The organism is Nonomuraea recticatena (genome assembly GCF_039533245.1).
GTDB lineage: Bacteria > Actinomycetota > Actinomycetes > Streptosporangiales > Streptosporangiaceae > Nonomuraea > Nonomuraea roseola.
On the sequence record NZ_BAAATE010000038.1, the window covers coordinates 1 to 21,565 of the forward strand.

Annotated in this window: 18 protein-coding genes; 14 read left to right on the top strand and 4 right to left on the bottom strand. The window is 70.2% G+C overall.

Going from position 1 to position 21,565, the window contains the following annotated elements:
* The 4 genes from ABFX50_RS42740 to ABFX50_RS42755 all read left to right on the top strand — a co-directional run.
* Positions 1-1,331, top strand: a 1,331-nt coding sequence (locus tag ABFX50_RS42740) for an SbcC/MukB-like Walker B domain-containing protein (protein WP_346155003.1), incomplete at its 5' end; no start/stop codon positions are given.
* Complete coding sequence (locus ABFX50_RS42745) at positions 1,328-2,284, top strand: hypothetical protein (protein WP_183649426.1); 957 nt, start codon at positions 1,328-1,330, stop codon at positions 2,282-2,284. The genes ABFX50_RS42740 and ABFX50_RS42745, both read left to right, overlap by 4 nt.
* An 87-nt stretch (positions 2,285-2,371) precedes the next feature.
* A complete protein-coding gene (locus ABFX50_RS42750) occupies positions 2,372-3,559 on the top strand; it encodes an MFS transporter (RefSeq protein ID WP_346155004.1) in 1,188 nt (395 codons plus the stop codon).
* Positions 3,560-3,565: 6 nt separating this feature from the next.
* Positions 3,566-4,384 (top strand): nucleotidyltransferase domain-containing protein, encoded by an 819-nt coding sequence (locus ABFX50_RS42755; RefSeq protein WP_346155005.1) that lies wholly within the window; start codon positions 3,566-3,568, stop codon positions 4,382-4,384.
* A 54-nt stretch (positions 4,385-4,438) separates the two neighbouring features.
* Here ABFX50_RS42755 and ABFX50_RS42760 read toward each other — a convergent pair whose 3' ends face one another.
* Positions 4,439-5,320, bottom strand: a complete 882-nt coding sequence (locus tag ABFX50_RS42760; RefSeq protein WP_346155006.1) for a sugar kinase — start codon at positions 5,318-5,320, stop codon at positions 4,439-4,441.
* A 171-nt stretch (positions 5,321-5,491) separates the two neighbouring features.
* Here ABFX50_RS42760 and ABFX50_RS42765 point away from each other — a divergent pair, with 171 nt between their 5' ends.
* From ABFX50_RS42765 to ABFX50_RS42785, 5 genes are all read left to right on the top strand, one after another.
* Positions 5,492-6,211 carry a hypothetical protein gene (locus tag ABFX50_RS42765; RefSeq protein ID WP_346155007.1) on the top strand — a complete coding sequence of 240 codons (720 nt, stop codon included), beginning with the start codon at positions 5,492-5,494 and terminating at the stop codon, positions 6,209-6,211.
* Between the two features lie 185 nt (positions 6,212-6,396).
* Complete coding sequence (locus tag ABFX50_RS42770; protein ID WP_346155008.1) at positions 6,397-7,095, top strand: maleylpyruvate isomerase family mycothiol-dependent enzyme; 699 nt, start codon at positions 6,397-6,399, stop codon at positions 7,093-7,095.
* A 28-nt stretch (positions 7,096-7,123) separates the two neighbouring features.
* Positions 7,124-7,360: a DUF6343 family protein gene (locus ABFX50_RS42775; protein WP_346155009.1), complete on the top strand. Its 237-nt coding sequence runs from the start codon at positions 7,124-7,126 to the stop codon at positions 7,358-7,360.
* A 173-nt stretch (positions 7,361-7,533) separates the two neighbouring features.
* Complete coding sequence (locus ABFX50_RS42780) at positions 7,534-7,800, top strand: DUF4180 domain-containing protein (RefSeq protein ID WP_346155010.1); 267 nt, start codon at positions 7,534-7,536, stop codon at positions 7,798-7,800.
* On the top strand, positions 7,797-8,636 hold the full coding sequence (locus ABFX50_RS42785; protein WP_346155011.1) for an alpha/beta fold hydrolase: 840 nt from the start codon (positions 7,797-7,799) through the stop codon (positions 8,634-8,636). Before ABFX50_RS42780 ends, ABFX50_RS42785 begins: the two co-directional genes overlap by 4 nt.
* Before the next feature lie 175 nt (positions 8,637-8,811).
* Here the strand turns inward: ABFX50_RS42785 and ABFX50_RS42790 are convergent, their stop codons facing one another.
* From ABFX50_RS42790 to ABFX50_RS42800, 3 genes are all read right to left on the bottom strand, one after another.
* Positions 8,812-10,329, bottom strand: coding sequence for an FAD-dependent monooxygenase (locus ABFX50_RS42790; RefSeq protein WP_346155012.1), 1,518 nt, complete (start codon positions 10,327-10,329; stop codon positions 8,812-8,814).
* A complete protein-coding gene (locus tag ABFX50_RS42795) occupies positions 10,308-11,252 on the bottom strand; it encodes an MBL fold metallo-hydrolase (protein WP_346155013.1) in 945 nt (314 codons plus the stop codon). The genes ABFX50_RS42790 and ABFX50_RS42795 overlap by 22 nt, the downstream gene beginning before the upstream one ends.
* Before the next feature lie 263 nt (positions 11,253-11,515).
* On the bottom strand, positions 11,516-15,046 hold the full coding sequence (locus ABFX50_RS42800) for a galactose-binding domain-containing protein (RefSeq protein WP_346155014.1): 3,531 nt from the start codon (positions 15,044-15,046) through the stop codon (positions 11,516-11,518).
* A 186-nt stretch (positions 15,047-15,232) separates the two neighbouring features.
* Between ABFX50_RS42800 and ABFX50_RS42805 the strand changes: the two genes are divergently transcribed.
* The 5 genes from ABFX50_RS42805 (at position 15,233) to ABFX50_RS42825 (ending at position 21,473) form a co-directional block, all read left to right on the top strand.
* Positions 15,233-16,270: a LacI family DNA-binding transcriptional regulator gene (locus tag ABFX50_RS42805; protein ID WP_346155015.1), complete on the top strand. Its 1,038-nt coding sequence runs from the start codon at positions 15,233-15,235 to the stop codon at positions 16,268-16,270.
* 361 nt (positions 16,271-16,631) lie between these two features.
* The gene (locus ABFX50_RS42810) at positions 16,632-18,014 is read left to right on the top strand and encodes an ABC transporter substrate-binding protein (protein WP_346155016.1); all 1,383 of its coding nucleotides are present in this window, start codon (positions 16,632-16,634) and stop codon (positions 18,012-18,014) included.
* Positions 18,015-18,134: 120 nt separating this feature from the next.
* Positions 18,135-19,025 (top strand): carbohydrate ABC transporter permease, encoded by an 891-nt coding sequence (locus ABFX50_RS42815; RefSeq protein WP_346155017.1) that lies wholly within the window; start codon positions 18,135-18,137, stop codon positions 19,023-19,025.
* Positions 19,022-19,948, top strand: a complete 927-nt coding sequence (locus ABFX50_RS42820; protein WP_346155018.1) for a carbohydrate ABC transporter permease — start codon at positions 19,022-19,024, stop codon at positions 19,946-19,948. Before ABFX50_RS42815 ends, ABFX50_RS42820 begins: the two co-directional genes overlap by 4 nt.
* Positions 19,949-19,955: 7 nt before the next feature.
* Complete coding sequence (locus ABFX50_RS42825) at positions 19,956-21,473, top strand: glycoside hydrolase family 13 protein (RefSeq protein ID WP_346155019.1); 1,518 nt, start codon at positions 19,956-19,958, stop codon at positions 21,471-21,473.
* Positions 21,474-21,565 lie beyond the last annotated feature (92 nt).

Sequence of the window (21,565 nt, forward strand, 5' to 3'; positions counted from 1 at the left end):
CGCGGGCGCCGCCCGAGGCCGAGCGCGACAGGCTCCGTGACGCGCACACCGCCGCCGAGCTGGCCGCCAGGCTGAGGGTGGGGGAGCCGTGCCCTGCCTGCCTGCGCCCGCTGACCGAGCTGCCGCACCACCCGGAGCTGGCCGACGTCGGCACGGCCGAGCGCGCCATGGCGATCGCCAGGGGAGAGGCCGAGCACGCCAGGACCACGCTCGGCAAGGCGGAGACCGAGGCCGCCATGCTGGACTCGCAGGCCACGGCGCTGTCGGCCAGGCTCGCCGAGCTGCCGCCGCCCGTCGATCGGGCCGTCCTGGAGGAGCGCATGGCCGCCATGCGCAAGGCCGACGAGGTGGTGTCGGAGGCGCGCAAGGCCGTACGGGCCTGCCGCGCCAGGATGGAGAAGGCGCAGCGGGCGGCCGAGTCCGCCGCGCGCAAGAGCGAGCAGGGCTGGCGCGACCTGGAGCTGGCCCGCGACCGCGCCCTCACCCTCGGCGTGCAGCAGGGCGGCGCGCCGCCGCCCGTCGACCGGGAGGACCTGCACAGGGCGTGGACGGCGCTGCTCGAATGGCGCAACCAGGCAGGACGCGCCGCGAGGGCCGAGCTGAACGAGCGCGACGCCGAGCTGGCGGAGGTCGAGGCGGGCCGTACGAGGGAGCGGACCAGGCTGGTCGCGCAGCTGGCCGAGCATCAGATCGGTGTGGCCGCGCAGGCCACGCCCGAGCAGATCGGCGGCGCGATCGCCACCGCCGTCGCCCGCGCGGAGAGCAGGCTCGAGCGGGTCAGGGAGGATCGCGAGCGCGCCCGCGCGCTGGAGGCGCGCGCGGTCGAGAAGGAGCAGGAGGCCAGGGTCGCGCACGAGCTGACCCTGCTGCTGAGGGCCAACGCCTTCGAGAGGTGGCTGTGCGCCGAGGCCCTCGAGCTCCTCGTCGTCACCGCCTCCGACACGCTGCGTGAGCTGTCAGACGGGCAGTACGAGCTGGCGCTCGGCGGCAAGGGCGACATCGAGGTCATCGACCACGGCGAGGCGGGCCTGCGGCGCAGCGCGCGCACGCTGTCGGGGGGCGAGACCTTCCAGGCCGCCCTCGCGCTGGCCCTCGCGCTGTCGGGAACCGTCGCGCGCAGCCTCGACTCGATCTTCCTCGACGAGGGGTTCGGCACGCTCGACCCCGCCACGCTCGACACCGTCGCCACCACGCTCGAACGCCTCGCCGCGGGGCAGGACCGCATGGTCGGCGTCGTCACACACGTTCCCGCGCTGGCCGACAGGGTGCCTGTGCGCTTCGAGATCGGGCGCGACGCCAGGGGCTCGCACCTGCGGAAGGTGGGCCCATGACGGCGGCCGTCGCCGAGTTCACCGTCGATCCGTGGGATCCGGGCTACGCGGCCGCGCTGGCCGTCGAGGCGCTGGCCGAGCTGGGCCCCACCAGCGCCGAGCTGGTCCTCGACGTCGAGAGGGACGCCGCCGACTGGAAGCCGATCGACCCGCCGCCCGGCACGGAGACGCCCGAGGTGCTGCTGATCGCCGACGGCGTGCGCAGGATCGACGCCCGCGTGTGGGTCCACGATCCGTCCTCACCGATGCCGACGCCGGGCATCGCGGCCTCGTTCGCCGCGGGCATCGTCGAGTGCGGCCCGGCGGGCGCCTCGCTGGCCGCCGTGGAGGTGGGCAGGGCGCTGTTCAGCGCCTCGGCGCAGACGCCCGAGGTCAAGACCCCGCACGCCACCTACCGGGCCGAAAGGGCGTCGGGGCCCAGCATGGACGAGCTGTCGCTGGCGCTCCAGCGGCAGGTCACGCAGCTCGAGGTGGATCTCGCGGTGCGGCACCGCTCGCGCGGCGACGACCTGCTGCTCGTGGACGGCCCGCTGCGCGGGCGCACCCACCTGCCGCGCACCGTCGGCTACATCAAGACCCACCACGCCGCCTACCTGCCCGGCCCGCAGAGCTCGGTCGTCTCGGCGCTCTCGCCCGGCCAGCGCACCCCCGTCTTCCTGATGGGCACCAGCTGGCGGCGGCACGCCTGGTACGTCCGCCTGCCGGTCGGCTCGGCCGCCCCGTGGGCGGGCATCGCCAGGTGCGAGGCGGGCGCGGAGCTGCCCGCCGACGAGGTGGTACGGCTGGCCGACGCGCTCACGCTGGTGCTGCCCTCACTGGCGGGGGTCGACTACAAGGATCCGCGGGCGCCGCAGAACCTCGTGCCGATCGGCGGGCTGGAGAAGCTGCTGCGTCACCGCCTCGGCGACCCCAGGCTGCTCTACCGGGCGTTGCGCGGCGCCGCCGGTTCTTGACCGCCCGGTTTTCGCGTGTTTCGGTGGTGACCGACCCCCACCTCCCGGAATGGACGCCATGCCCGAGTTATCCGCCGGGTCGCTGTGATGAGGGCCGTCCTCGGCAGGCGAGACGTCCGTCCTGTCTTCCTGGGCATGGCCGCCAGCCTGCTGGGTGACGCGTCCCTGCTGCTGATCCCTTCGATCCTGGCCAAGAAGCTGACGGGCTCCGACGGCGCGGCCGGACTCGCGCTGTTCTTCTTCACCGCGCCGATGTGCCTGGCGCCGCTGTTCGGCATGGTGATCGACAGGGTCGACCGGCGCCGCTTCCTGATCGGCTCCTGTGTCGTCTCCGCCGTCGCGCTGCTGCCTCTGGCGCTGGTGAGCGGGCAGGAGACCTTCTGGCTGGTGTACCCGGTGTCCATGGCGATGGGCTGCTCCTACACCGCGATCTTCGGCGCCCTGAGCGGCCTGTTGAAGACCATGCTTCCCTGCGAGCTTCTCGCCCAGGCCAACAACGCCCTGCAGACCGCCAGGCACGGCGCCCGCCTGCTCGGGCCGCTGCTGGGCATGGCCATCTACACCGGCGCGGGGCTGTGGGCGGCCGTGGCCTTCGACATGCTCACCTTCGCCGTCGCCGCTGCCGCCTTCGCGCTGCTGCCCACGACGGCTCCCGTCCCCCGTCCTCCGTTCGGCAGGTGGCGCGACGAGGTCACCGCGGGGCTGCGGCACATCAGGGCCGAGCCCGAGATCAGATCCGCCGCCCGCGCCTTCGTGCTGATGTTCCTGGCCGCGGGGCTGACCGAGTCGCTCATCTTCGCCGTCATCGAGAGCCTGGGGCGCTCGCCCGAGTTCACCGCGGTCACCTCCACCGCCATGGGCCTGGGCGCCATCGCGGGCGGCTTCGTCGTCGCCCGCGCGGTCGACACGCTGGGCGAGCTGCGCATGGTCGGCGTAGGCATCGTCCTGTACGGCCTGGCGATCGGGATGTGGCTGGTGTCGGCCGAGGCGGCGATGGTCGCCTCGATGGCGCTCGCGGGGGCCAGTCTCACGCTTTCGAGCGTCGCGGTCCGCACGCTGCTGCAGCGCCGCAGCCCCGACGAGGTCGTGGGGCGCGTCTCGACCGCCTTCGACGCGCTGGGCGGCGGTGCGCAGCTGCTGTCCGTCGCGGCGGGCGCCGCCATGGTGACGCTGGTCGACCACCGGCTGTTGCTCGTCACGGTCTCCACGGCGGTCATGCTCGCCGGCTTCCACGCCGTCCGCGCGTCAGGCGGGCGGCAGCCCGTGCTCGAATAGTCCGTCATGGACGATGTGAAGCTGCGGGAACTGGCAGGACGGTTGTCGGCGGTCGACGGAGTGGCGGGGGTGGTGCTCGGCGGCAGCAGGGCCAGGGGGACGCACAGGCCCGACTCCGACATCGACCTCGGGCTCTACTACAGGGGCTCGCTGGATGTGGAGGCGCTGCGGCGGCTCGCGGCCCAGGTGGGCGGCGAAGGAGTGGAGGTGACGGCGCCCGGCGGATGGGGGCCGTGGGTGAACGGCGGCGGCTGGCTGACGATCGGCGGACAGCGGGTCGACTGGATCTACCGCGACCTGGACAGGGTGCGCCGCGTCTGGGCGGACTGCGGGCAGGGCCGTTACGAGGTCGCCACGCAGGCGGGCCATCCGCTCGGCTTCTACTCCCACGCCTACGCGGGGGAGGTGGCGCTGTGCAGGGTGCTGGAGGATCCCTCGGGCGAGCTCGGTGAGCTGCGGGAGGAGACGCAGGCCTACCCCGAGCGGCTGGGGCGGGCGCTCGCCGAGGGGTTGTGGGAGGCGGAGTTCTCCGTCCAGCTGGCCAGGTACGGAGTCAAGGGCGACGACCCCGCGTACACGGCAGGATGCCTGTTCAAGGCGGTGGGGGTGGCCTGCCACGCCCTGCACGGCAGGGCGGGGCGGTGGCTGATCAACGAGAAGGGGATGGTGGCGTCGGCGGGGCGGCTGGAGATCACGCCGCAGGGGTTCGCCGAACGCGTGGGGGCGGTCTTCGCGGCCTGCTCCGACGACGAGCCCGCCCTCTCTGCCCGCGCGGTGGACGAGGCGGCGACTCTCGTCGAGGAGGTCAGGGCATTGACCCGATGACCCTCTTCCTGCCCTTCATGTAGGTGATGCGGATGCGGTCGGCAGGCGGGCCGCCTATCGGTTGAGCAGTTCGGCGCGGGTGGGCAGGCCCTGCCAGTCGCTCGCGCTCGTGACGGCGGCCGCGCCGAGCAGGGTGCCTCTGGTCAGGCGCTCCTGCGGGGTCAGGCCGTCGAGCACGGCGCTGAGGTAGCCCGCGACGAACGCCTCGTGCGCGCCCGTCGGGTCGACCACCGGCACGGACACGCTCGCCGCGTCGTGGCGCATGCCCGCCGAGCGCACGCTGGCGCCCTTCTCCCCGCGCGTCACGACGACCTCCCTGTCGGGGGTGAGGGCGGGCTTGACCAGGTCGAGCTCGTCCTGTCTGACGAACAGCAGAGCCGCCCTGCGCGCCAGGTCACCGAGCACCTCCTCCGCCTCCGCCAGCGAAGGCCACAACTCCGGCCGGTAGTCGACCGAAACCGACACCGGGACGCCTGCCGTCAGCGCCGCGCCCACGGCCGACTCGACGGCGTCGCGGGGGTCGCGGCCGAGCGCGGGCGTCACGCCGGTGACGTGAAGGAGGCGGGAGGCGGCGATCCTGTCGATCGGCACGTTCCCTGGCGAGAGCCTGGAGCCGGCCGAGCGGTGCCGGTAGTGGACGACGTGCGGGCTCTGCCCGATCCTCGACTCCTTCAGCAGCAGCCCGGTGGGCGCCGTCTCGTCCTCGCGAAGGTCGGACAGGTCGACGCCCTCGCCGCGCAGCACCGTGACGATCCTGGCGCCGAGCTCGTCCGCGCCCACCTTGCCGAGGTAGCTCACCCGGTGGCCGAGCCTGGCCAGGGCGATCGCCAGAGTCAGCTCGGCACCGCCCACGTCGAGTCGGGCCTCACTGTCGTGACGGACCCTTCCACTGGCCACCACGCCCAGGGGCTCACCCAACGTATAGACATCGCTCATGTCACAATTTTTCACATAAGAACCCCAGGTCACACCTATGTCGAGTTTGTGATCAAAACTTTTCCGCATCTTGAGCCAACCTTTTCTGGCTAAGGTGCCTCTAAGTGATAGAGGGGGTCGGGCAATCCCGAGCCTGACCCCATCGACACGGGGAGAGGAATCAGCACCCTCATGAAGAAGATCGCAGCAGGACTCATCGCCGCCACCATGGGTGGCGCTCTGCTCGTCACCGGCGGAGCGGCCGCGCAGGCCACCGCTCTGGACGTGCAGATCGAGGACATCAACCCTGACCCGGTAGTCGTCGCCAAGGGCGGCGAGGCCACCGCGAGCTTCTACGTCGACGTCACCAAGGGCGCCAACGTCGAGCTCAAGGTCGAGCCGGTCGGCGATGTGCGCACGTTCGCGGCCAAGAACGTCACCGCCATCCCTGACGGCGACCACTGGAAGTTCACGGTGCCGTTCAACTCCGGCGACGCGGGCAAGTGGCGGGCCACCGCCACCGCCAAGAAGGACGGCGAGACCGACCGCGACAAGGCCTACTTCGAGGTCGAGATCCAGGCCGGCAAGGCCGACACCCGCATCTCGAGCTTCAAGGCCAGCCCCGACCCCGTGAAGAAGGGTCGCACCATCTGGTTCTCCGGTCGCCTCCAGGCGGACGAGGACGGCTGGGAGGGCGTGCGCGGGGGCGACGTCGAGATCTACTTCCGCGCCAGCGGCTCCAGCGGCTGGAAGTACGTCACCCGCACCGAGAGCCGGTGGGGCGGCAAGTTCGCCGCGAAGACCCGCGCCTGGAAGAGCGGCACGTTCAAGGCCGTGTACGAGGGTGACGACGAGACCAACGGCTCCGAGAGCCGCAGCGACTGGGTGCGCGTCTACCGCTACCACCGCTGAGCACCACCAGTAGGTCTCACCGAGAACTGGTCTCACTGAGAACCGGGTCTCACTGAGAACCGGGTCTCACTGAGAACGCCGGTCCGCTCTCCAGCGGGCCGGCGTTCTCGCGTTCCCGGCGGCGTTCGCGTTCGCGGGCGGCGGGCTGATGAGTGACGGCGGACACCCTGGGTAACGGGCTTCATATGAAGCAGCTGGAGGATTTCGACCCCTTCGACCTCTTCGACACCGAGGCGGCCAGGCTCGACCGGCACTTCGCCTCGCTCGACGAGGAGGGGTGGAACCGGCCCTCGCGCTGCGACGGCTGGTCCGCGCGCGACGTGCTCGGGCACCTGGCGGGCGAGGAGCTCTACAACCACGCCTGCCTCGACGGCGACGTGCAGGGCTTCTTCGCCATGGTCGAGGCCGAGGGTGTCTCGGGGTTCGACGGGTTCAACGAGTGGTGCGTACGGCAGCGCCGCGCCCTGCCCGTCGAGCAGGTGCTGGAGGAGTGGCGGACCAAGAACGGCCAGACCCGTGAGCGGATGAGGGCGCTCGGCCGCGAAGGGACCTTGCAGACCTCCGCCGGGCCCTACCCCGCCGGCCTGCAGACCTTCCACTACGCCTCGGAGTACGCCACCCACGCCGACGACGTGGGCGCGCCCGTCGCGGACGCCGAGCTGGACGACCGCATCTGGTGGCGGCTGATGCTGGCCAGGCACGTGCTGGCCGAGCAGGGGTCCAAGGCGCAGGTGGAGCCGACGGCCGAACAGGTCTGGGTCCACGCCGACGGGGTGAGCAAGTCGATGTCCTTCCCCGAGTTCGTCGACGCGACGGTCGGCAGGACCCTGCCCGAGCATGAGCTCGACCCCCGCCTCGCCACGGCCCTGAGGTGCCTCGCTTGAGGTGCCTCGTCCCGGAAGGAGGCCGAGCATGTGGTTGCGTGACCGCGCGGGAACCGAGCCGGCCACCGCGCGCAGCCCGAAGCGGGCCAGGAAGATCCTGTCCGCCATCGCGCTGCCGGTGGCGCTGGTCGCCGCGGTCTTCTTCACCGTGCGGGCGGTGAGCACGGGGGCGGAGGTCTGGTGGTGGGAGGCGGCCATCGCGTACGCGGTCGCGCTGTTCGCCGCCGTCGACCTGGCCGTGCTGTTGCGCCGCCCGGGTCGCTGAGACGTCAGCGTCCCGCGGTCCTGAGGGGCTCTGGCTCACTCGCGAGGGCCACCTGCTGGACGGATGGGTCCTTCGCCGGCGCCGCCAGAGGATGCCTGGTGATCTCGTGCCGTGACCCCACTTGACCTTGACACGGTGACAAGGACTTCACTGCTGCCAAGGAGGTGGTCCCGATGGCCATGCCGAAACAGGACATGATGGCGGTGCCCGCGGCCCGCCTGGACGAGCGGTTCTTCTCGCTGGGCACCCGTTTCGCGGGCGAGCTCATGCGGAAGTTCGTCAACTACGGACCGAATCTTGTGGTCGTCGGCGACATCTCATGTCTGGCGGCCAGTTCTGCTCTGCGCGCGCTCGTCGGCGAGTCGAACAGGTCCTGCCACGTGTGGTTCGTTCCAGATCTCGACGCGCTCGACGCGCGACTGGGGGCGCAGTCGTCATGACCATGATCTACAAGTCCGAGGCCGGTGAACGCGAGCTCCGCGACCACTACCGGCAGGTGCTGGACGCCTGGCCGCTTCCCGCCGAGCACGTACGGGTGCCGACTCGCGAGGGCGAGACCTTCGTCCTCGTCTCCGGCCCGCAGGACGCGCCGCCTCTGGTGCTGCTGCACGGCTCGGGCGCGAACACGTCGATGTGGCGAGGAGATATCGCCACCTGGTCTCAGCACTTCCGCACCTACGCCGTCGACCTCGTCGGCGAGCCGGGCCTGAGCGCGCCCTCGCGCCCCGCCCTGGACTCCGACGCCGTATCGCTCTGGCTGGACGACGTACTGGACGGGCTCGGGATCACCGACGCCGCGTTCGTCGGCACGTCCCTCGGCGGCTGGACGGCCCTGGACTACGCCGTCCGCCGTCCAGAGCGAGTGACCCGCCTGGCCCTGATGTGCCCCGGCGGCGTGGGGCGGCAGAAGGTCGGCTGGATCTTCAAGGCGCTGCTGACCCGCCCGTTCCGACGCGGCGGACTGCGCGAGTCGGCGATGGCTGTCGCAGGACTGGACGCGGAGAAGGACCGGCAGGCGCTCGACGCCGTCGTCCTGACGTTCACGCACTTCAACCCGCGCAGGGAGAAGCTCCCGGTGTTCTCCGACGACGCGTTGCGCGGCCTCACCATGCCCGTACTCGTCATCGTCGGTGGCAATGACGCCATGTTCGACTCCCACCAGACCGCGCGGCGCGTCCGTGAGTGCATCTCGCACTCGACCGTGAACCTGCTCCCCGAGGTCGGTCACGCCGTCTTCGGCCAGGCCGAGCCAATCGCCGAGTTCCTCCGGGCCTGAGCTGTTCGGCCGCGCCGACTTCGACTTCCACGGGCTCGCGCCCTCCACTCCAGCTGACGGAGCCACGTTCTGTCACCGAGATCATCGAAAGTGAGCCAGAGCCTCCTGACGTCAGCGCCCTGCGGCTCTGACCCCAGAGCCCCGGGCTCTGGGGTCAGCGCCCGGGGCTCTAAGGTCAGCGTCCCACGGCCCTGTGGAGTGCGGTCGTGAGCGCCTCGGCCGAGAACGAGGGCAGGATCGCGGCCAGGTGACCGTCGGGCCTGACCAGGTGGACGCTGTCGGGCCCGGCCCCTTCGCCGAGCACCGCCGAGTCGAGCCCGAGCTCGGAGCGCGCGAGCACCTCGACAGGCACGTCCGCCCCGAGCTCGGCCCCCATGGCCGTCGCGGGCGCGATCCTGTCGGGCCGCGCGACCAGCACGACGAAGCCCGCGCCGAAGCGCTGCCTCAACCGCCCGCCCCGCACCGGCGCATCAGGGCAGATCACCCCCGGCACCGGGGGCCGCGCCGCGCCGGGCTCCTCCGGCACAGGGCCCGTGGAGGTGGTCAGCGGGGAGTCGACGTACCAGTACGGCTCGGCCAGCTTCCCCGAGTCGATCAGCTTCCTGGCCTCCGGATCGGCGACGGCCCGCTCCAGCACCGTGCGCCGCCACTCCCACTGCGGCGGACTCTGTGGCACGAGGAACTCCATCGTCCTCGCCGTCACCGCCAGATTGACCAGCGCCGCCGCCCGCCGCTCGGCGTCGTAGGAGTCCAGCAGCCGATCGGGCGCGCCCCGCCGTACCAGGGCCAGTTTCCAGGCCAGGTTCTCCGCGTCCTGCAGCCCCGAGTTCAGGCCGCGCGCCCCGAAGGGGGCGAACAGGTGCGCGGCGTCGCCCGCGAGGAAGACCCGCCCGCGCCCGAGCGAGGTGGCCACCCGCGAGTGGAACCGGTAGACCGTCAGCCAGACGATCTCGTACGGCCGGCTGCCCGTGATGCGCCTGACCATGGCGTCGAGGTCGGCCGTCGCCGGGTCGAAGCCCGGAGGCACCTGCCAGTCGATCCGCCACACCGAGTCGGGACACTGGTGGACCAGCACCTGCCGTCCGGGATTCCACGGCGGGTCGAAGTAGAAGCGGCGCTCTTTGGGGAACGGCAGCGACGCCTTGATGTCGCAGATCAGGAACAGGTCCTCGAACGAGCGGCCGGGGAAGGCGATGTCGGCCAGCCTCCTGACGGCGCTGCGCGGGCCGTCCGCGCCGACCAGGTGCGAGCCGCGCACGGGGCCGTCGGGCGTGAGGACGTCGACCCCCTCGGCGTCCTCGCGGTAGCCGATCACCGGGCTGCCGTGCCTGAGGTCGATCAGCGGCTCGGCGGCGACCCTGGCGCACAGCAGCTCCTCCACCCTGGCCTGTGAGATGTTGATCCACGGCGGCACCTCCGCCTCGGGGAAGGTCACCGAGTAGAGCTCGTGCTCGCGGAAGTAGGTGCGGCCCGTGGTCCAGGTGACCCCTTCGGCCACCATGGCGCCCGCCACGCCCACGCGGTCGAGGATGTCGAGCACGTCGCGCTGGAAGCAGATCGCCTTCGAGCCGGGGCAGGCGCGCTGCGCCGCCGCCTCCAGCAGCACGGTCGGCACCCGCCAGCGGGCCAGGAGCAGCGCGGTGGCGAGCCCGACGGGGCCCGCCCCCGCGATCACGACTGGAGCAGGTCCCATACCGCCCTGTCCCGTTCCGCCGTCCAGATGACCGGCCGCTCGACGCCGTCCAGCTCGTCCCAGAGGCGGGAGACGTTGAACGGCAGGCAGTGCTCGAAGATCGGCCACCCGCCGTACCGCGGCGCGAGGGCTGCGTGGGCGGCGTCGAAGGCCTCCTTCAGCGTGCCGCCTCGCCTGTGCGCCGCGCCGACCTCGCGCAGCATGACCTCGAGGAAGTCGCGCGTCTGCCCGATCGCCGCGACCACCTCGCGCGTGACCGGACCCCGCCCGCCGATCAGCGTGCGGGCGCCGAGCGCGGCGACGCGGTCGAGCGTGGTCGTCGACCACTCGCGGTGGAAGGCGTCGCCGGTGTAGAGGGCGGCCCTGGCCTCGACCAGGTCGCCGGCGAACAGGATCCGCTCGTCCGGCAGCCACGCCACGATGTCGCCCTCGGTGTGACCCCTGCCCAGGTGGTGCAGTTCGAGGAAGCGGCCACCGCCGAGGTCGATGGCGAGGCGGTCGGTGAAGGTGAGCGTGGGCAGGGTGAGGCCGGGGATCGAGCCGGGGTCCTTGAACAGCCTGGGCATCCTGCCGTACTCCGACTCCCAGTCCTGCTGCCCGCGCTCCTCGATGAGGGCCCTGGTGTTGGCGTGCGAGACGATCACGTCGGCGCCGAACGCGGACGCGCCCAGCACCCTGACGGCGTGGTAGTGCGAGAGGACGAGGTAGCGGATCGGCTTGTCGGTGTGCTCTCGCAGCCTGGCCAGCCACTGCCTCGCGGCGGTGGGGGTGGCCATGGCCTCGAAGCAGACGAGGAAGTCGTCGGCCTCGATCGCGCCGACGTTGGGATCGCCCTCGGCGGTGAGCGCGTAGACACCGTCGCCGACGATCTCCAGGGTCTGTTGCTTCTCCTCCAGATCACCGGAGGACGCGAAGGCGGGCATACTCCGCTGCTTACCCCGATATCCCTTCACCGTCACGGCGAGCGGCCCGGCCGGCCTGGGGGAAACCGGGGGGAGACCGGGGGAGACCGGGAGAGCGGGGAGACCCCGGGAGACTGGGAAACCGGAGACCGAGGAGGCCACAGGAGACAGGGGAGACCAAGGAGACCGGGGAGTACTTTGGGAGATGGAGGAGACCCCGGGAGACCGGGGAGACCGCGGGAGAGGCGCGGGATCGGGAGCACACCGAGCCCGCGCCTCCCGGTCTAGTTGACGGTGATGGTGAAGGTGGACGTCGTGTTGCGCACGTCGGTGTGGTTGCCGCTCATCCGCAGCCCGTCGAACGTGGCCGAACCGACCGCGGGGCCCTGTCCTTCCTCGGGCAGTTCGTTGGCCCAGATCCCGAACCCGGACTTCGCGTCGAACGCGTCACCGCTCTTCCGCGCTCCCGTGATCGAGACGTTCGTCAGCACGGTGTCGGTGATCGGGTTCACCGGCCTGCCGCCGAGGTACTGCGTCTGGAACATGATCCCCGAGTACGTCGGATCCACGATGTCCACGTTGCTGATCCTGATCCCCTGGAACACCTTCGAGGCGGAGAACAGCCAGATCGCCGGGAAGGTCTGGTTGCCCCAGAAGTGCCCGCCCGCTCTCACGAGCGAGATGTTCTCGAACCGGGTCGGTGTGGTGCCGAAGCCCCTCATCGGATAACCGAAGTCGAGCGAGCTGATCGTGATCCCGGAGTAGACGAGCATGTCGGCGATGTGGATGTTGCGGAAGACGTTGTCCGAACCGCCGTACACCGCCAGCCCCGCCGCCCGCCACGTCAGCGTCGCGGTCAGGTTCTCGTAGACGTTGCCCGTCTGGTCGGCGTTGTTGGAGTCCGTGGCGGCGAACAGCGCGAAGCTGTCGTCGCCGGTGGAGCGCGCCTCCACGTTCCTGACGGTGTTGTTCGTACTGCCGTTGGTCATGTTGACCCCGTCGGCGAACGTGTCACGGATGCGGGAGTTCGTGATCGTGATGTTGTGGACGTTGGCCCCCCAGAACATGCACATCTGGTGCTCCACCCAGATGTTGTCCATGGTCACGTTCGAGACGCCGGTGAAGTCCCAGACCTTGCCGGGGCCGTCGTTCCTGGTGGTGTAGTTGCCGAAGGAGGCGAACCCGCTGAACGTCGAGCCGTTCGCCGAACTCTCCACTCTGAAGCCGACGTCGGTGTTCTCCTGCGTGACAGGGGAGACGAACCGGGTGAACCACGGCCCCGCGCCGGCCACCTTGACGGCCTTGCCGTACACCTGGAACTTCTGAGCCGTCGGGTAGTCGCCCGCGGGCAGGTAGACGCCGACCAGGTCGGCGTCCTGGCGCGCCCTGTCGAGCGCGTTCTGCACGTCCTGGTGGGTGAACCCGGCCGGTACGGCGTAGCGCGCCGGATCGGGGTTGGGCAGGGCGGTGGCCAGCTCCAGGTTGATGAAGTCGATCGCGAACGTGCCGCTGTTGGCGGCGTCCTTCTGCAGTCTGATCCTGCTGCCCTTGGCCACGGTCGTGCCGAGCAGGAGGTTGGCCTCGTCGTAGATGTGACGAGGGGCTCCCGCCCCAGGCGAGTTGCTCGGGCTGTCCTCCTTGCCGTACAGCCAGGCGTGCTTGGAGGTCAGGTTGATCGCCTTGAGGAAGGCGCCGTCGACGTAGACGTTCAGCGTCGAGGTGGTGCCGTCGGGGATGGAGAACCGGGTGACCAGCGTGTTGGCCGCCGCCTTGGTGACGAACTCGACCGAGGCGCCTGTCGTGTTGAGCGTGACCGCCCTGCGCCCCGAGGCCTCGCCCGCCAGGTCGCCGATGGTCCTGTTCGGGCCGACGAGCTGGGCGCCGCCACCCAGCGTGCCGTCCTCCGCCTCGTACATGTCGTACGGCAGGCTCGCGCCGCGTCCCACGAACAGCGGCTGGGTCGTGGTGTTGTTGGCCCGCTTGACGGGCAGCTCGTTGGCGTCGTCGGCGATGACGGTCTTGACCGTGTACCTGCCGTCGGCCGCGGTCCAGGTGCCGAGGGTGACGGGCGCGGTGGTCGCCCCCGCGTTGACGATGCCGTTGTGTGCGCCGGTGAGGGTCTTCACCACGGTGCCCGCCTCGTTGGTCACCGTCAGCGTGATGCCGTGCGCGCCGGCTGCCGAGGCCACGTTGCCCTGGTTCCTGATCGCGACGGTGAAGGTGACGGTGTCGCCCCTCGCCGGGTTGCCCGGCGTCCAGCCGACGGGTGAGGCGAGCAGGTCGGCGCTGTCGACGGGTTTGACGACCAGCTGGGCGGGGTGGGTGTGGGTGTTGTTGGTCTCGTTCTGCTCGATGACGGAGTCGGCCTCGTCGACCTTGGCCGAGACGGCGTACGTTCCGGCCGTACGGGTGCCGATGTTCGACGAGACGGTGGCGGAGGCGCCCGCGGCGAGGGCGCCCACGTTGGCGGTGCCGACCTTGGTGGTGCCGAGGTGGAAGGTGACGTCGGTGGCGCCGGAGGCCCGGGTGCCCGCGTTCCTCACGGTGGCCGACAGGGTGATGGCGTCGCTCTCGACGGGCGCGCCAGGCGACACCGTCATGCCGGTGATCGTCAGGTCGGGGTTGGGCGCGGGGACTCCGACGACCTGAAACTCGGCCACCTGCCCGTTCGGGGCGCCGGTGTTGGCGGTGAAGGACAGGCGCACGTCGGCGACCCTCCCGCTGACCGGGATCGTCACCGTGTTGCCGCTGGAGGGGTTGAAGGCGTAGGAGGCCGAGGACTTCAGCGAGGTGAAGGCCGAGGAGCCCTGCTCCCTGCCGAGCACCTGGAGGGTCTGGGTGCGGGCGCCCCACGCGCTGTCGGGGTTGAGCTTCAGCACGACCGAGCTGACGTCGGCGTTCGAGCCGAGCTGCACGGTCAGCGTGTTCGGGTAGCCGCCGCCGCCCTCCCAGTAGGTGGTGAGGTCGCCGTCGTTGGCGTTGCCGGGGGTGTAGACCCAGGTGGAGCCCGAGGCGGTGATGGGCTTGCCCTGGGCGAGGTTGGCGCCGCCGCCTCCTGAGCCCTGCCGGGTGACGGTGTTGCTGTCAGGCGACTGGTTGCCGGCCGCGTCCTTCGCTCTGACGTGGTACGACACGGTGGCGCCTGCAGGCTGGCTGTCGGTGTAGGTGACGATGTCGCCGGCGACCGTGCCACGAAGGGCGTTGTTGGCGTAGATGTCGTAGCCGGTCACGCCGACGTTGTCGGTCGAGGCCTGCCAGGCGAGCCTGATCTGCCCGGTGGACGGCTCGGTGTAGGTCAGGCCGCCGGGGGCGGTCGGGGCCTGCGTGTCGGGCCCTGTGACCGGGCCGTAGACCTCGAACTCGCTCAGCTGCCCCGCGGGCCAGCCGGTGTTGGCGGTGATCGTGACCCGCACGTAGCGGGCGCCGGCCTGCGCGAAGGTGATCGTCGCGGTCGGGTTGAAGGTGCGGGCCGCCGAGGCGGACAGCGTGGTGAAGGTCGATCCGTCGGTGCTGCCCTGGACGGTCAGCGTCTGCGTACGGCTCTGCCAGCTGGACGGCAGCTTGAGCACGACCTCGTTGACGCTGACGGCAGAGCCGAGGTCGACCTGGATCCACTGGGGAAAGGCGTTGTTGGCGCTCTCCCAGTAGGTGGCCTGGTCGCCGTCGTTGGCGCGGCCCGCGGCGTAGACGTCGGTGTGGCTGCTCGCGGACACCTGCTTGCCCGCGGCGAGGTTGGGCCCCGCCGACCAGGCGGGTGGCGCGTGGCCCAGGACTGCGAGCGCCAAGGCGGCGAGTAACGCGAGGGTGCGTCTCATGGGCAGACCCTTCGTGAGGGGGAGTGGCTGCACCATAAGATGGCGAACAAACCTCTGCAATATTTCGACGCAGTTTCGCAAATCTACGATTGCTTCCAGGGAGCGCTCCCGACGGTGACCGCCGCAGGTGGGGCCGCTCGGCGTGCGTCCAAGAACCCGAAACGCCGCCGCAAGCGGTGATGCCGGATGAGCGCAAGTGGTTGCAAGCACTTACGGCGAGCGGCGTATAGTTTGCGCATGACGCGACGACTTGCTGAGGTGGCCAAGAAGGTCGGGGTGAGCGAGGCCACGGTCAGCCGCGTGCTGAACGGGAAGCCCGGGGTCTCCGAGGCCACTCGCGAGGCCGTGCTGACCGCGCTCGACGTCCTCGGCTACGAGCGCCCCACCCAGCTGCGCGGCGATCGCGCCCGCCTGGTCGGGCTGGTGCTGCCCGAGCTGCAGAACCCGATCTTCCCCGCCTTCGCCGAGGTGGTCGGCGGCGCGCTGGCCCAGCAGGGGTTCACCAGCGTCCTGTGCACCAGGACCGTCGGGGGCGTCTCCGAGGCCGACTACGTCGACCTGCTGCTGCAGCAGCAGGTGTCGGGCGTCGTGTTCGCGGGCGGGCTCTACGCCCAGGCCGACGCCTCCCACGATCACTACGAGCTCATCCTCGAGCGCAAACTCCCGACCGTCCTGGTGAACGCCGCCGTCGAACACCTCGGCTTCCCCCAGGTCTCCTCCGACGACGCGGTAGCGGCCGAGATGGCGGTGGGCCATCTGCGCGCGCTCGGTCACGAGCGCGTCGGCATGGTCCTCGGCCCCAAGGACCACATGCCCTCCCGCCGCAAGCTCGAGGCCTTCCTGTCACTCGGCGGCGACGCCGACCTGGTGGAGTACACGATGTTCTCCCTGGAGGGCGGCCACGCCGCCGCGACCAGGCTGGTGCGCAAGGGCGCGACCGGGGTCATCTGCGCCAGCGACATGCTGGCCCTGGGCACGATCAGGGCGGCCAGGCGAGCGGGGCTCAAGGTCCCCGACGACCTGTCGGTGATCGGGTACGACGACTCGGCCCTCATGACCTGCACCGACCCGCCGCTCACCACGGTCCGCCAGCCCATCGACGCCATGGGCCGCGCCGCCGTGGACCTGCTGGTCGCGCTGATCGACAAGGCGGTGGTCCCGGCCGACGAACTGCTCTTCGAACCCGAGCTGGTCGTCAGGGCCTCCACCGCCCGCGTCCACTGACCTCCCATACCGACCCGCGAGGCCGGAGGACCCCTGCCCGCCGAGATCGACGCCCACCCGCGTCCCTCGGCGTCCATTCGCGCCCCTCGGTCAGGTCGTCGAGCCGCCGCTGTAGGGAGCTTCCTCGCCCCATGGCGCGGATCTCCGTCATGAGCAGGCCGCTATCGCTTCCGTCGGCGGGACTCGCCGACAGGGGGACCTCTGGCGTCCGGTCCTTCATGCACGGCTGTTGCTGAGAAGGCATCAGTGGCGCTCGTCACTTAGTCGTTATATTTCGATCTACTGTCAAAAGATTGCAGGAATGTGTCGGCGCTGCTTATCGTGTGGATCCTCCCCATCCCCATCAGAAGGGTCCAGACCGATGAGCAGCTCCCGCAGAGCACTCGGCCTGCTGATCGTCACCGGCCTCGGCCTGTCGGTCGCGGCATGCGGTTCCACGGCCGAACAGCCCGCGCCCGCCGCCTCGGCGGCCGGCGGGTCGGCCAAGGCCGCCGCGCCCGTCACGATCTCCGTCGGCTGCCAGCCGCCCAAGACCAACCCTCTCCAGCGCAAGGACTGGGACGACGACGTCGCCGCCTTCCAGAAGCTGCACCCGCACATCACGATCGACAGCAAGGACGGCTTCCCCTGCCACGACGTGAAGACGTACGACGCCAAGCTGGCGGGTGGCCAGATGGAGGACGTCTTCTACGGCTACTTCGGCGACGTGCAGACCGCGATCAAGGCGGGCCAGGCCGCCGATATCACCGCCTACGCGGACACCATCACCACGCTCAAGGACATCGATCCCAGCGTGATGGCCGCGTACACGGTTGACGGCAAGATTTACGGCGTTCCGCGCGGAAATTACAAGGTCGGCCTGGTCTACAACCGCAAGCTGTTCACTCAGGCCGGTCTTGACCCGAACACCCCGCCCAAGACCTGGGCGGAGATCCGCGAGGCGGCCAAGAAGATCAGCGCGCTCGGCCCCGGCTACATCGGCTACGGCGAGTACAGCGCGGGCAACACCGGCGGCTGGCACTTCACCCAGTCCATCTACGGCAGGGGCGGCGCGGTCGTCGACGAGACCGGCAAGAAGGCGGCCTTCAACACCCCCGAGGGCAAGGCGGTCCTGCAGAACCTGAAGGACATGCGCTGGACCGACAACAGCATGGGCACCAAGCAGCTCTACCAGTGGGACGACCTCATGCGGCTCATGGGCGCGGGCAAGATGGGCATGATCCTCGGCGCGCCCGACGTCATCACCGAGCTGCACGACAACCGCAAGGCCAAGTACGAGGACTTCGGTCTGGCCGCCTTCCCCGAGGCCAAGGCCACGCTGGGCGGCGGCGACGGGTACATGTTCAACCCCAAGGCCACCCCCGAGCAGATCAAGGCAGGACTGCTCTGGCTCGACTACTACGTCCTCACGCCCGGCAGGGGCCAGTTCGACTACGCGCGCCAGAAGGCGACGGGGCGGGCCGTCGGCCTGCCCGACAACAACGTGTGGGGCGACAGCCCGACCGGCCGGAAGCTCCTTGAGCTGCGCAAGGCGAACTCGACGCTGCCGACGGAGAACTTCGCCGCGTACGTGGAGGGGTCGGCCGACATCCCGCTCAAGCTCGAGCCGCCCATGAACCAGCAGATCTTCCAGATCCTCGACACCCCGATGTCCGCGGTGCTGACCCGTCAGGACGCCGACATCGACCAGCTGCTCGCCGAGGCGGAGGCCAAGGTCAACGACGTGCTGAGCAAGGCGAGCTAGCCTCCTGCGCGCCGGTCCGCCCGATCCCGACCATCGTCTCCCGGAGGGTCGTCACCCACACGACCCTCCGGACGGCGGCCGGTCGCCGAATCACTGGAGTAACCGTTGAACGTGGCAAGCGTGGGGAGAAGGCCGCCGTCACGAAGGGGACGCGAGGCCAGACGCAACCTCACCGCCTACGGCTTCCTGGTCGCCGCCCTGATCTGCTTCGGCCTCTTCTCGTGGTACCCGATGGTCAGGGAAGTCCTCCTGAGCCTGCAGGAGAACAACTTCGTCGACGCCCCCACGTGGGTGGGTCTCGACAACTTCGAGACGGTGGTCGAGGACCCTGCCTTCGCCCAGGCCTGGATCAACACCGCCGCCTTCACCGGGCTCGCCCTCCTGATCGGCTACGTGATCCCGTTCTGCGTGGCCGTCATCCTCAACGAGCTGCGGCACGCCAAGGCGTACCTGCGGTTCGTGGTCTACCTGCCCGTCATGCTCCCGCCGGCCGTCTCCGTGCTGCTGTTCAAGTGGTTCTACGACCCGGGGCCCGGCCTGTTCAACCAGATTCTCGGCTTCTTCCACCTGCCGGGCCTGGCCTGGCTCGACTCCACCGACACCGCGCTCATCTCCCTGGTCATCGTCTCCACCTGGATGAACCTCGGCAGCGGCACGCTCATCTACCTGGCGGCCCTGCAGACCATCCCGAGCGAGCTCTACGAGGCGGCCGAACTCGACGGCGCGGGCATGTTCAAGCGCATCAGGCACGTCACGATCCCGCAGACCAAGCTGATCCTGCTGGTGATGCTGCTCCTGCAGATCATCGCGACCATGCAGGTGTTCATCGAGCCGTTCATGCTCACCGGCGGCGGACCTGAGAACGCCACCGTGACCGTGGCCTACCTGATGTACCAGTACGCCTTCAACTTCGGGAACTTCGGCGGCGGCAGCGCGATGGGCCTCATGCTCATGATCGTTCTGATCGTCTTCTCCGCCGTGTACCTGCGCGTCTCGCGGGAGAACACATGATCGCCACCGCCGTACGGCACCGCAGGACCAGGCCCCGCAGGCTCGCGCGGCGCAGGATCGAGACGCAGTTCCGCACCCTGGTCTCCCCTCACCAGCTCAACACCCGCAGGGGCAGGACGATCTACTGGATCGTGCTGGTGGGGATGGTCGTCGCCTTCACCGCGATCTTCATGTTCCCGCTCTACTGGATGGTCACGGGAGCGCTGAAGGCGCCGGAGGAGCTCGACCAGATCCCGCCGACGCTCGTCCCTCAGGATCCGAGCTTCGACGCCTACCTCGAGGCGTGGAACCTGCTCGACCTCGGCCTGCTGCTGAAGAACACCGCGATCTACGCCGTGGGCGCGTGGCTGTTCACGCTGGCCGTCGACGTCTCGGCCGCCTTCGCGCTGTCGAAGCTGCGGCCGATGTTCGGCAAGCTGATCACCGGGATGATGCTCGCGACCCTGATGATCCCGCCCATGGTGCTGATGCTGCCGCTGTTCGTGACGATCGTCGACCTCGACCTGCTCAACAGCCCGTGGGCGATCTGGCTGCCCGCCGCGGCGAACGGCTTCAACATCTTCCTGCTCAAGCGCTTCTTCGACTCCATCCCGAGAGAGCTCATCGAGGCGGCGGAGATGGACGGCGCCTCGCCCGCGCGCATCCTGTGGTCGATCGTGCTGCCGGTCTCGCGCCCCATCCTCGGCGTGGTGTCGATCTTCACGGTGGTCGCCGTGTGGAAGGACTTCCTCTATCCGCTCCTGGTCCTGCCCGACACCGACAGCATGACCGTGAGCGTCGCCATCAACTCGCTGTCGCAGACGATGCCGACCAACGCGCTCACCGCCGCCCTGGTGATCGCCAGCATGCCGACGATCGTCATCTTCCTGTTCTTCCAACGGCACATCATGGCGGGGCTCACCGCCGGAAGCCTCAAGGGTTAGGAGCGCAATGTCCGACACGTGGTGGCGGGGAGCCGCGATCTACCAGGTCTACCTGCGCAGTTTCGCCGACGGGAACGGCGACGGCGTCGGTGACCTGGCCGGGCTGCGCTCGCGCCTGCCGTACCTCTCCGATCTCGGGATCAACGCGATCTGGCTCAACCCCTGGTATCCCTCGCCGATGGCCGACGGCGGCTACGACGTCGCCGACTACCGTGACGTGGAGCCGGTCTTCGGCACGCTCGAAGAGGCGGAGACGTTCATCGAGGAGGCCCACGCGCTGGGCATCAGGATCATCATCGACGTCGTGCCCAACCACAGCTCCACCGCGAGCGCCTGGTTCCAGGAGGCGCTGAAGGACAGGTCCAAGCGGGACCGCTTCTGGTTCCGCGACGAGCCGAACGACTGGCGCTCCATCTTCGGCGGGCCCGCCTGGACACAGGTCGAGGACGGCCAGTGGTACCTCCACCTGTTCGATCCAGGGCAGCCCGACTTCAACTGGGACAACCCCGACGTGCACCAGGAGTTCCACGACGTGCTGCGCTTCTGGTTCGACAGGGGCGCCGACGGCATCCGCATCGACTCGGCGGCGCTGCTGGTCAAGTCGGCGTCCTCGTTCGAGGACCTCGACGGCGTGCACGACATCTACAGAAGCTGGCGGCGGGTGGCCGACGAGTACGACGAGCGGATCCTCGTCGGCGAGGTGTGGCTGCCCGACCAGGAGCGCTTCGCCCGCTACCTGCGCCCCGACGAGCTGCATACCGCCTTCAACTTCGACTTCCTGGCCTGCCCGTGGGAGCCCGCCGCGCTGCGGGCCAGCATCTCGCTGACCCTGGCCACCCATGCCTCCGTGGGAGCGCCGCCGACGTGGGTGCTGTCCAACCACGACGTCGCCCGCGTGGTCACCAGGTACGGCAGGGCCGACACCTCGTGGGACCACGGCGCCCGCAGGGACGGCGCCCCCTCCGACCTGGAGCTCGGCCACCGCAGGGCCAGGGCGGCCGCGCTGCTGGCGATGGCGCTGCCCGGCGGGGTCTACGTCTACCAGGGCGAGGAGCTCGGGCTGCCCGAGGTCGACGACATCCCTGACCACCTGCGCCAGGACCCCATGTGGACCAGGTCAGGGCACACGGTGCCAGGACGCGACGGGTGCAGGGTGCCGCTGCCGTGGGCGGGCGACGCGCCGCCGTTCGGGTTCGGGCCCGGCACAGGGGAGCCGTGGCTGCCGCAGCCGCCGGAGTGGAAGGAACTGACCGTCGAGGCGCAGGCGGGTGATCCCGGCTCCATGCTGACCCTCTATCGCACCGCCCTCCGCCTGCGCGGGGACAGGTTGGGCGACGGGTCGCTGACCTGGCTCGACCTGGGGCCCGAGGTGTTGGCGTTCACCCGGGACTCGGGGCTGACGTGCGTGGTCAACCTGGGCGCCGAGCCGGTACGGCTGCCGCCGCACGAGGCGGTGCTGCTGCAGAGCGGATCGCTGGTGGACGGCTCGTTGCCGAGTGACACGGCGGTGTGGCTGACGCCGTAGGGCTCTCCTTGGATCGCGACCCCGCCCCGCTCCACGGCCTGCTCCGGGGAGCGCGGCGGGGTTCCATGCGAGCGCGCGGGGCTAGGGTGGGC

Bases quoted from the DNA above. Each gene is read 5' to 3' on its own strand.
- ABFX50_RS42745 (WP_183649426.1), top strand. From the start codon at position 1,328: ATGACGGCGGCCGTCGCCGAGTTCACCGTCGATCCGTGGGATCCGGGC.
- ABFX50_RS42750 (WP_346155004.1), top strand. From the start codon at position 2,372: ATGAGGGCCGTCCTCGGCAGGCGAGACGTCCGTCCTGTCTTCCTGGGC.
- ABFX50_RS42755 (WP_346155005.1), top strand. From the start codon at position 3,566: ATGGACGATGTGAAGCTGCGGGAACTGGCAGGACGGTTGTCGGCGGTC.
- ABFX50_RS42760 (WP_346155006.1), bottom strand. From the start codon at position 5,320: ATGAGCGATGTCTATACGTTGGGTGAGCCCCTGGGCGTGGTGGCCAGT.
- ABFX50_RS42765 (WP_346155007.1), top strand. From the start codon at position 5,492: ATGAAGAAGATCGCAGCAGGACTCATCGCCGCCACCATGGGTGGCGCT.
- ABFX50_RS42770 (WP_346155008.1), top strand. From the start codon at position 6,397: ATGAAGCAGCTGGAGGATTTCGACCCCTTCGACCTCTTCGACACCGAG.
- ABFX50_RS42775 (WP_346155009.1), top strand. From the start codon at position 7,124: ATGTGGTTGCGTGACCGCGCGGGAACCGAGCCGGCCACCGCGCGCAGC.
- ABFX50_RS42780 (WP_346155010.1), top strand. From the start codon at position 7,534: ATGGCCATGCCGAAACAGGACATGATGGCGGTGCCCGCGGCCCGCCTG.
- ABFX50_RS42785 (WP_346155011.1), top strand. From the start codon at position 7,797: ATGACCATGATCTACAAGTCCGAGGCCGGTGAACGCGAGCTCCGCGAC.
- ABFX50_RS42790 (WP_346155012.1), bottom strand. From the start codon at position 10,329: ATGGGACCTGCTCCAGTCGTGATCGCGGGGGCGGGCCCCGTCGGGCTC.
- ABFX50_RS42795 (WP_346155013.1), bottom strand. From the start codon at position 11,252: ATGCCCGCCTTCGCGTCCTCCGGTGATCTGGAGGAGAAGCAACAGACC.
- ABFX50_RS42800 (WP_346155014.1), bottom strand. From the start codon at position 15,046: ATGAGACGCACCCTCGCGTTACTCGCCGCCTTGGCGCTCGCAGTCCTG.
- ABFX50_RS42805 (WP_346155015.1), top strand. From the start codon at position 15,233: ATGAGCGCAAGTGGTTGCAAGCACTTACGGCGAGCGGCGTATAGTTTG.
- ABFX50_RS42810 (WP_346155016.1), top strand. From the start codon at position 16,632: ATGAGCAGCTCCCGCAGAGCACTCGGCCTGCTGATCGTCACCGGCCTC.
- ABFX50_RS42820 (WP_346155018.1), top strand. From the start codon at position 19,022: ATGATCGCCACCGCCGTACGGCACCGCAGGACCAGGCCCCGCAGGCTC.
- ABFX50_RS42825 (WP_346155019.1), top strand. From the start codon at position 19,956: ATGTCCGACACGTGGTGGCGGGGAGCCGCGATCTACCAGGTCTACCTG.